Origin of the sequence: Rhodosalinus sp. (assembly GCF_046542825.1) — a bacterium.
Lineage (GTDB): Bacteria > Pseudomonadota > Alphaproteobacteria > Rhodobacterales > Rhodobacteraceae > Rhodosalinus.
This window is the reverse complement of the sequence record NZ_JBKHAQ010000005.1, coordinates 17754-26635: the sequence shown is the minus strand read 5'-3', so window position 1 is coordinate 26635 and position 8882 is coordinate 17754. Positions and strand designations below refer to the sequence as shown.

Here is an 8882-nt window from a genome sequence, read left to right as displayed (position 1 = left end):
CAGTAGTGCGCCACCGTGCGGGATGCCAGCGGGTCGGCCGGACTGTGCGGCACAGGCTTCAGAGGCCGAAGGGATAGGTGTCTGGCACGCCGGGTCGCAGATGCTCTGCCCGCAGGGGCGTGACCGCCTGCGTCTCGTCGAACCAGATCCAGGCGTCGAACTGCCGCGCCAGCGCCGCGTCCGCATAGTGGCTCAGCGCCTCGGTCTCGGGGCGGTAGATCACGCCTATGAAGCGCTCCTGCCGCGGCTCGCTCAGGCGTTCGGCAAGTTCGGGATCGCGGGCGAGATCCAGCAGGAACGACGAAATGCCGGTATCGTGGCAGAGCTGCTCGACGCTGTCGGGCATTGAGGGGCGGACGCGCTTCACCTCCATCGGGCTGCCCCAGTCGCTGGCGGCGGCCACGGTGCCGGTGTGCGTGCCGAAGCCGATCAGCGCCGCCGCATCGCCCCAGCGTTCGCGGCAGAGCTGGCCGATGTTCAACTCGCCCCGCCGCGTGCCCATCTCGGTCGCGCGCGCGTCCCCGATATGCGAGTTGTGCGCCCAGACGACGGCCTTCGCCTGCGGCCCGCCCGCCTCCAGCAGGTTCGTCAGGGTCTCGAACATATGCGTGTCGCGCAGGTTCCAGCTGTCCGCGCCGCCGTAATACATGATGCGGTAATAGCGCTCGGCCGACCGGATCAGCCGCGCGTTCTGCGCCGCGTCGAGAAAGCTGGCGCCGTCCTTCGCCTCGTAGTCCAGCCGGTGCGCCAGGATGTCCCGCAACTGCGCCACGACATGCGCCTCGCATTCGCCATACCCCCGGCTCAGCGCGGCCCGGCCATAGACCGCCGGATCCTTCTGCCAGGGCGTGAGGCAGCCGTAGCGTTCGCGCGCGATGGCCGCCGCCCTGGGGTCCACCTCGTCGAGATACGCCAGCACCGCGGCGATGGAGCCGCGCATGTTGTAAAGGTCGAGCCCGTAGAAACCCGCGCGCCGGTCGGGGTCCGCGATGCTTTCGTTGTGCGCGCGCAGCCAGTGGACGAAGTCGTCCACATCCGTGTTGCGCCACATCCAGTCGGGAAACCGATGAAAGGCACGTTCTTCCACATCGCGGAGCGCATGGTGGCGGACGTAGCGGTCCACGGCCGCGGCATCCGGCCAGTCGGCCTCGACCGCGACGATGTCGAAGCCGTGCCGCTCGATCAGACGGCGGGTGATCGCGGCGCGGGCGCGGTAAAACTCGGATGTCCCGTGGCTCGCCTCGCCCAGCAGGACAACGCGACGGTCCGCGTATCTGTCCGCGAAACCCGCGAAATCGCGCGAGTCGATCGCGGGCAGCGGTTCGGCGGCGCGCGCGATGCACGCGACGAGCGCGGCGCCGGTGGCCCCGCTGGCCAAGCGGTCCGGCGGGGACATGAGACGCTGACGTGCAAACTGACGCGGCATCGCTGACCCTCTTTGAGCATCAGCCGCCCGGCGCTCAGGCGACAGCTTCCTTGTTGACACCGCTCTTCGCAATCTCGCTGAGCCGTTCGTCGGCGGCCCGTTCCTCGTCGAGAATGGCGAGGAGGCGCTCGAGATCCGCCATCCCCAGTTCCTTCGCCCAGGCGGCGAGGCTGCCGTAGAGCGCGATCTCGTAGTGCTGCACGCGCTGGGCAGAGGCCACCAGCGCCGCATCGCGCGCGCCCGCGTCCTCGATCGAGCGCGCCCATTTGTCCGCTTCGGCAAGAATCGCGCGCATCGCCTGATCGTCGTGCGCCCGCGGTTCCTCGCCGTGCCCGGCGATCAGCTCGCCGATGCGGTCGCGGTGCTGCGCGGCCTCCTGCACTTCGCCGTGCAGAAGCTCCTTCAGGCGGGGTTCGCTGGCCCTGGCGCCGAGCGCGTCGAAGGCATCCGCGATCTGCGCCTCGACCGAGCGCGCCTCCTGCAGTTCTGCCACGTAGAGCGATCTGAGGTCGGTGATTTCCATGATGGGACTCCCATGGTCTGATGAGGGCCGGCACCCGGCCGGCGCCGTCACGCCATCAACCATACAAGGCGGCGCGCGTTCCCGCCGCCCTGTCCCCTTCGGTCAGATCCCGCTGAGTGCGTCCACCAGGCGCCCGGCTCCGTGGCGGAAGGGATCGACCGTCGGCAGACCCATCCGCGCCTCGACCCCGGCGCAATAGCTCTTCGCCTCGTCGTCCGACAGGTGCTGCGTGTTGACCGAGATGCCGACCACCTCGCTTTGCGCGTTCGCCACCCGCGCCATGGTCAGCGAGAGCTCGCGCAGCGCCTCCAGGCTGGGCACGGGGTGATCGGGCAACCCGCGCAGATGCGGCCGGGTCGGCTCATGACAAAGCACCAGCGCATCTGGTGCGCCGCCGTGGATCAGCGCCAGCGTCACGCCGGAATAGGAGATGTGGAAGAGGCTGCCCTGTCCCTCGATCACGTCCCAGTGGTCTGGCTCGTTTTCGGGCGTGAGCCACTCGATGGAGCCCGCCATGAAATCCGCCACCACGGCATCGAGCGGGACGCCGTCACCCGTGATCAGGATGCCGGTCTGCCCGGTGGCGCGGAACTTCGACTTCATGCCGCGGCGCTTCATTTCCGCGTCCATGGCAAGGGTGGTATACATCTTGCCCACCGAGCAGTCGGTGCCCACTGCCAGCAGGCGCTTGCCGGCGCGCGGCTTGCCGTCCGCGATGGGGTATTTCACCGAGGGCACGCGCACGTCGTGCAGGGTCCGCCCCGTGGCGCGCGCCACGGCGGCCAGATCCTCCTCGTCGCGCAGAAGGTTGTGCAGGCCCGAGGCCAGGTCGAAGCCCTCTTCGAGCGCGGCCACCAGCACCTTCTTCCAGGCCGCCGAGATCACGCCGCCGCGGTTCGCGACGCCAATCACCAGCGTCTTCGCCCCGGCGGCCTTCGCCTCGGCCAGCGACATGTCGGGCAGGCCGAGGTCGGCCTTGCAGCCCTCCATCCGGAACTGGCCCACGGCATTGTCGGGGCGCCAGTCCTTGATCCCCTGCGCGACCTTCGCGGCCAGCGGGTCGGGCGCGTCGCCCAGGAACAGCAGATAGGGTGTCTCGATCATCAGGAACTCCGGTGATTTGGCGCGATCCTAACCGATGCGGCGGGAAATGCATCGCGATGCGCGCGCGCAGCGGCGCGGGCGCGCAAGAATCTCCCGCCACGCGCGTCTGCGCGGCGCTTCTTTCGGCCTTCTTTCCGCGGGTGCGCGCGGGGTCGTTGCGAGCGCCCCGCAGGAAAGCTGCGCCCGGCAGGTCCCGGACGAAACTCTCTTGCGCGGCAGCAGCCGATCCTCTAGCCCGCTCGGCAAACGTCCGCACCGATTTCACACGAGGGATACCCGCATGAGCTTCACCGTCCCGCCCAGCCCGCCGGCCCGGCCCAACCGTTGCCAGCTGTTCGGCCCGGGCTCGCGCCCCGAGCTTTTCGAGAAGATGGCGGCGAGCGCCGCGGATGTCATCAACCTGGACCTCGAGGATTCGGTCGCGCCCGACGACAAGGACGCGGCGCGCAAGAACGTCGTGGCCGCGATCAACGAGGTGGACTGGGGCAAGAAGACGCTCTCGGTTCGGATCAACGGGCTCGACACGCCCTACTGGTATCGCGATGTCGTGGACCTGCTGGAGGGCACGAAGGGCCGGCTCGACGCGATCATGATCCCCAAGGCGGGCTGCGCGGGCGACATCTATGCCGTGGATGCCCTGGTCTCGGCCATTGAGGCTGCCACGGGCAAGGACAGGCGCATCGGCTTCGAGGCGATCATCGAGACGGCGGCGGGCCTCGCCCACGTCGAGCAGATCGCGGCCGCGAGCCCGCGGATGGAATCCCTGCACCTGGGCCCGGCGGACTATGCCGCCTACATGGGCATGGCGACGACGCACATCGGCGGCACGCAGTCGAACTACTACATGCTCTCGCCGAAAGAGGCCGAGGGCGAGCGTCAGGTGCACTACGCCGACCCGTGGCACTACCCGATCGTGGCCATCGTCGCCGCCTGTCGGACCCATGGCCTGCTGCCGGTGGACGGACCCTTCGGCGACTTTTCGGACCCCGACGGCTTCCGGGCGCAGGCGCTGCGCTCGGCCACGCTGGGCTGCGTCGGCAAATGGGCGATCCACCCCAGCCAGGTGACGCAGTCGAACGAGGTCTTCACGCCCACCGAGGCCGCCGTCGAGGACGCCCGCGCCATCATCGCCGCGATGGAGCAGGCCAAGGCGGAGGGCAAGGGCGCTGTGACCTACAAGGGCAAGCTGATCGACATCGCCTCGATCAAGCAGGCCGAGGTGATCGTGAAACAGGCCGAGATGATCGCGGCACAGTGAACGGCCGGGCGGCGCGCTCTATTCGAGCCGGCGCGCGTCGCCCGTGCAGGGTCCGGCGGCCGGGCGTCCGCTGACCTTCCTGCAGGCCGCAGCCGTCCAGTGGGTCACCCCCGGAGCCTGGACCATGGCGCTCTGGGCTGCGACGCTCTGCGCGCGGGACCGCTCCCTTGCCGCCATGCTCTCGGTGGCCGCCGTGATTGGTGCGGTGGCCCTGCCCGGCGCCGGCCTTTGGGCGGTGCCCGGCCTGCATGTCGGACACCGGCTTGACGCGCGCGGCCGCCTGCGGGCCTTCAACCTGACGATGGCGGCGCTGCTGCCGGCCCCGCTCTGGCCAGTGCTGGCGGGATAAGGAGACGACCGCGCCCGCGCATGGCGCGGCCCGTCCGGCCCCGCGTGCAGCCTGTTGCATCCGCGGGGTGCCGCCGTCATATACCCGCGGGGAAACGACGGGCGGCCATGACCATCTATCTCGATTTCGAAAAGCCGCTGGCCGAGCTTGAGGGCAAGGCCGAGGAACTGCGCGCGCTCGCCCGGTCGGGCGAGGGCGTGGACCTGCAGGACGAGGCCGCCGCGCTCGATCGCAAGGCGGCAACGATGCTGGCCCAGCTCTACAAGGAGCTCACGCCCTGGCGAAAGACGCAGGTCGCGCGCCACCCGCAGCGGCCGCACTGCCTCGATTACGTCGAGGCGCTTTTTGCCGAGTTCACGCCGCTCGCCGGCGATCGCAACTTCGCGGAGGATCAGGCGGTGATCGGCGGGCTCGCCCGTTTCGACGACCGCCCCGTCATGGTGATCGGGCACGAAAAGGGGCACGACACGCGCACCCGGCTCGAGCGCAACTTCGGCATGGCCCGCCCCGAGGGCTACCGCAAGGCGATCCGCCTGATGCAGATGGCCGACCGCTTCGGCCTGCCGGTCGTCACGCTGGTGGACACCCCCGGCGCCTACCCCGGCAAGGGCGCGGAGGAGCGTGGCCAGTCCGAGGCGATCGCGCGCGCGACCGAGACCTGCCTCGGCCTCGGCGTGCCGCTGGTGTCCGTGGTGGTCGGCGAGGGCGGCTCCGGCGGTGCGGTGGCCTTCGCCACGGCGAACCGGGTGGCGATGCTGGAGCACTCGATATACTCGGTGATCTCGCCCGAGGGCTGCGCCTCGATCCTGTGGAAGGACGCCGAGAAGATGCGCGAGGCGGCAGAGGCGCTGCGCCTCACGGCCCAGGACCTTCGGAAACTGGGCGTAATCGACCGGATCGTGCCCGAACCGCTGGGCGGCGCGCATCGCGACGCGGACGCGGCCATTGCCGCGGTCGGCGATGCCCTGCGGGGCATGCTTGGCGACCTCGATGGGCAGGCGCGCGACAGGCTGCGCGCGGACCGCCGGCAGAAGTTCCTCGATATGGGGACCAAGGGCCTTGCCGCCTGACCGGCAAGGCCGGCCGCATCCCGTCCTGCTCAGCCCCGGCCGAATCCCATGCGGCGCATGATCCCGTCGCGGCGCACCGCCTGGTGATAGATGGCCGCGCCGATGTGCCCGGCGATCAGCAAGGCCAGCGCCAGCGCGAGCAACCCGTGCCCCGCCCGCGGGCGCAGCGTGTCAAGCTCCGGCACCGGCCCGGGCGCGCCGCCGAAGACGATATCGCCCAGGCCCGCCTCGACCGACATGAGGATCCCCGACGCGGCCAGGCCGAAGACCAGCGCGTAGAACATCCAGTGCAGCCAGGGCGCGACCTGGTTCAGCGCCTCGTTGCCGATGTCCGCAGGCGCGGGGTGCGGTGTGCGCAGGCGCACGACGAGCCGGACCACCATGAGCGCAAGGATCGACAGGCCGAAGATCATGTGCAGGCGCAGGACGCCGATCTTGTCCGGCGAGTCCTCCGGGATCGGATCGAGGCTGAAGGCCCCGCCGATCAGCGCGCCAAGGACCATCAGCGCAAGCAGCCAGTGCAGCACGACAAGGATGGGATGGTAACGGGTCATGGCTGTGTTGTCCCCTCATAACATGGCGGACTCCATCGCTCGCACCGCCGGTTCGGTCCTGCCCGGCCGCCATGCCCCATCAGCCGGCGAGCATCTTGAGTCCCTGCGTCACGTCCGACCGCACCGCGAGTCGCAGGCCCGGCTCGTCGCCCGCCTTCAGCGCTGCGATGATCAGGCGGTGGTAATGCGGCGCTTCGCGCCGCTTCAGCCGGGTATAGAGGCGGCGAATGGTCGGCCCCATCTGCAGCCAGACGGTTTCCGCCATCGCCAGCATCGCGGGCGCCTGCGCCCGCAGGTAGAGCGTGCGGTGGAATTCGAGGTTCGACCGGATATAGGCCACGGCATCGCGCCGCTGCGCCGCCTCGCCGACGGAGGCGTTGATGGTCTGCAAGCGGTCGATCAGCGCCATGTGCGCGCGCGGCAACGCGCGGCTGGCAAGCTCGACCTCGAGCAGCGCACGCAGCGCGGCCAGTTCCTCGATCCGCTCGTTGGACAGCTCCGGCGTGCTGACGCGGCCGGAGCTTGACATCGACAGCGCACCCTCGGCCACCAGCCGACGCAGCGCCTCTCGCGCGGGCGTCATCGAGACGCCGAACTCGCGGCCGATGCCGCGCAGGGTCAGCGCCTCGCCCGGCTCGATCTGGCCGTGCATGACGCGCGACCTGAGGCCGCGATAGACACGGTCGTGCGCGGCGGGCAACGCGTCGGAGGGGCGGGGGTTGAGGAGCATGTCGGCATATGTGATCACAAAAATGCGCGCCGTCAATCGCCCCGCGTCAGAAACGGTAGCGGTGCAGGCCCGACCCCTCGTCGCGCAGCCACCGTCGCTGCGCCTCGCACGGCCCGTAGAGACGCCGCACGACGGCCCAGAAGGCGGGCGAATGGTTCATCTCGGCCAGGTGGGCCACCTCGTGCGCGGCGACGTAGTCCAGCACCTCGGGCGGGGCCATGATCAGCCGCCAGGAAAAGCTGAGCGCGCCGGCCGACGAGCAGGAGCCCCAGCGCGAGCGGGTGTCGCGCAGCGTGACCCGCGCGTAGGGACGACCCAGAGAGGCGGCGTGCCGGTCCGCCGCCGCCGCCAGACGCTCGCGCGCCAGCGCCTTGAGCCAGCCCTCGACGCGCGCGCCGGCTTGCGCCGGCTCTCCGGGCACAAGAAGCCGCGCGCCCTCGGTCCGCACGGCGCGGCCGGTGCCGGGTTCGAGCGTCAAGAGACGACCCTCCACTGGCAGCGTGGCACCATGCCCGACCGCCACCGCCGCGGGGCGCGCGCCAGCCTGCGCGCGCAGCCACCGCTCTTTCGACCGGGCAAAGGCCATCGCCTCCGCTTCGGCCACGCCGCGTGGCAGCGTCAGGGTGATTCGGCCGTCCAGCGACGAAACCCTCAGGCTGATCCGCCGCGCCCGCGCCGAGTGGCGCAGCGTGAGCGGCAGAGGGGGGTTGCCCGGCAGGACGCGATGGCCCATATGCGCAGTCTCCGGCGGCGTCGCGGCAAAGGCTTTGACAAGGGTTGCGCCCTTATGTCAGGAGCGCCGAGTCGCCGGCAAGAGCGAATGCGAGAAGAGGATGCCATGCCCAAGGAAGAATGGGGCACGAAGCGACTGTGCCCGACGACCGGCAAGCGCTTCTACGACCTGAACCGCAGCCCGGTGGTCAGCCCCTACACGGGCGAGGTCGTCGATATCGAGACCGGTCGCAGCCGGATGATTTCCGCGGACGCGGCGGACAGCCGTGCAAGCCCGGCCAAGAAGTCCGGGGAGGACGACGAGTCCGTGATCGAGGATGATGTGGACGTCGACCTTGAGGACGAGGTGCTCGAGGACGATGACGACGACAGCAACGTCTCGCTCGACGACATCGCCGACGTGTCCTCGGACGAGGACGAAAGCTGACGTTGCGCCGCCGCGCGGTGCCGGGATTTTTCGCTTGATCCCACCCGGCGCTGCGTCTAGGTAGCGGCGCACCATCAGGGGGCCTTAGCTCAGCTGGGAGAGCGCTTGCATGGCATGCAAGAGGTCACCGGTTCGATCCCGGTAGGCTCCACCAATCCCCCTTTTGAATTCCGGAAGCTTGGCGAATTCGGAAAGCTTCACGAATTCCGGAAGCCTTGCGAATTACGCAATCCGGCCCCGAACCGCCGGCACAGGCCTTGCGCCACGCAGGACCATCGGGCCGCGCCTGGCCGGGCACGGCCCGCAGACCGCTCGCTCAGAGCAGCAGTTGCCAGACCAGGTAGTTGGGCGCCAGCATCGCGAAGGCGATGAGGAACAACTTCGAATAGTGAACAATTCGGCCCAGTCCCCTGGCGTCCTCGAACGCGGGGCCAAGGCTCATCGCGCCGGCGATCGTCGCGTAGCCAACGGCCTCCTGCCGCATGCGTCTTCTGCGAATCGAGTCCATCGCAGCCGCGCGCCGCGCTGCGAGTTCCGGCGGCAGATCCGCCTGTGTCTGCTCGATCCGTCTCTGGCTGCTTCCGTCCATCTTGTCCCTCCTGCGCTCCGACGGCGTAACAAATAGCGGACGTGTCTGCGCTGTCGAGGCGCCATCCGGCCGCACCTTGGCGTTGGCACGGGCGGGACGTGGCGTTAGCCTTGTCGGGGA

At 69.7% G+C, this 8882-nt stretch carries 11 protein-coding genes and 1 tRNA gene; 5 read left to right on the top strand and 7 right to left on the bottom strand.

The window, feature by feature from the left end:
- Nucleotides 1–58 precede the first annotated feature (58 nt).
- The 3 genes from ACLFOB_RS01540 to dgcN form a co-directional block, all read right to left on the bottom strand.
- Nucleotides 59–1426, bottom strand: coding sequence for an erythromycin esterase family protein (locus ACLFOB_RS01540; protein WP_410924504.1), 1368 nt, complete (start codon nt 1424–1426; stop codon nt 59–61).
- A 34-nt stretch (nt 1427–1460) separates the two neighbouring features.
- Nucleotides 1461–1949: a ferritin-like domain-containing protein gene (locus ACLFOB_RS01535; RefSeq protein WP_410916558.1), complete on the bottom strand. Its 489-nt coding sequence runs from the start codon at nt 1947–1949 to the stop codon at nt 1461–1463.
- Between the two features lie 102 nt (nt 1950–2051).
- Nucleotides 2052–3053, bottom strand: coding sequence for an N-acetyltransferase DgcN (dgcN, locus tag ACLFOB_RS01530; protein ID WP_410924502.1), 1002 nt, complete (start codon nt 3051–3053; stop codon nt 2052–2054).
- Nucleotides 3054–3333: 280 nt separating this feature from the next.
- Between dgcN and ACLFOB_RS01525 the strand changes: the two genes are divergently transcribed.
- The 3 genes from ACLFOB_RS01525 (at nt 3334) to ACLFOB_RS01515 (ending at nt 5730) form a co-directional block, all read left to right on the top strand.
- A complete protein-coding gene (locus tag ACLFOB_RS01525; protein ID WP_410924501.1) occupies nt 3334–4311 on the top strand; it encodes an HpcH/HpaI aldolase/citrate lyase family protein in 978 nt (325 codons plus the stop codon).
- A gap of 124 nt (nt 4312–4435) precedes the next feature.
- A complete protein-coding gene (locus ACLFOB_RS01520) occupies nt 4436–4660 on the top strand; it encodes a hypothetical protein (RefSeq protein WP_410924499.1) in 225 nt (74 codons plus the stop codon).
- Nucleotides 4661–4767: 107 nt separating this feature from the next.
- A complete protein-coding gene (locus tag ACLFOB_RS01515) occupies nt 4768–5730 on the top strand; it encodes an acetyl-CoA carboxylase carboxyltransferase subunit alpha (protein ID WP_410918539.1) in 963 nt (320 codons plus the stop codon).
- A gap of 29 nt (nt 5731–5759) precedes the next feature.
- On the opposite strand, the gene ACLFOB_RS01510 is transcribed toward ACLFOB_RS01515, so the two are convergent.
- The 3 genes from ACLFOB_RS01510 to ACLFOB_RS01500 form a co-directional block, all read right to left on the bottom strand.
- Nucleotides 5760–6284 carry a cytochrome b gene (locus ACLFOB_RS01510; protein WP_410918540.1) on the bottom strand — a complete coding sequence of 175 codons (525 nt, stop codon included), beginning with the start codon at nt 6282–6284 and terminating at the stop codon, nt 5760–5762.
- Between the two features lie 79 nt (nt 6285–6363).
- Nucleotides 6364–7014, bottom strand: coding sequence for a GntR family transcriptional regulator (locus ACLFOB_RS01505; protein WP_410924497.1), 651 nt, complete (start codon nt 7012–7014; stop codon nt 6364–6366).
- Between the two features lie 46 nt (nt 7015–7060).
- Complete coding sequence (locus ACLFOB_RS01500) at nt 7061–7747, bottom strand: M48 family metallopeptidase (protein WP_410924495.1); 687 nt, start codon at nt 7745–7747, stop codon at nt 7061–7063.
- A gap of 105 nt (nt 7748–7852) precedes the next feature.
- Here ACLFOB_RS01500 and ACLFOB_RS01495 point away from each other — a divergent pair, with 105 nt between their 5' ends.
- Together ACLFOB_RS01495 and ACLFOB_RS01490 are read left to right on the top strand one after the other, a co-directional pair.
- A complete protein-coding gene (locus tag ACLFOB_RS01495; RefSeq protein ID WP_410924493.1) occupies nt 7853–8173 on the top strand; it encodes a TIGR02300 family protein in 321 nt (106 codons plus the stop codon).
- 78 nt (nt 8174–8251) lie between these two features.
- Nucleotides 8252–8327, top strand: a tRNA-Ala gene (locus tag ACLFOB_RS01490).
- Between the two features lie 162 nt (nt 8328–8489).
- On the opposite strand, the gene ACLFOB_RS01485 is transcribed toward ACLFOB_RS01490, so the two are convergent.
- Nucleotides 8490–8762, bottom strand: coding sequence for a hypothetical protein (locus ACLFOB_RS01485; protein ID WP_410924492.1), 273 nt, complete (start codon nt 8760–8762; stop codon nt 8490–8492).
- Nucleotides 8763–8882 lie beyond the last annotated feature (120 nt).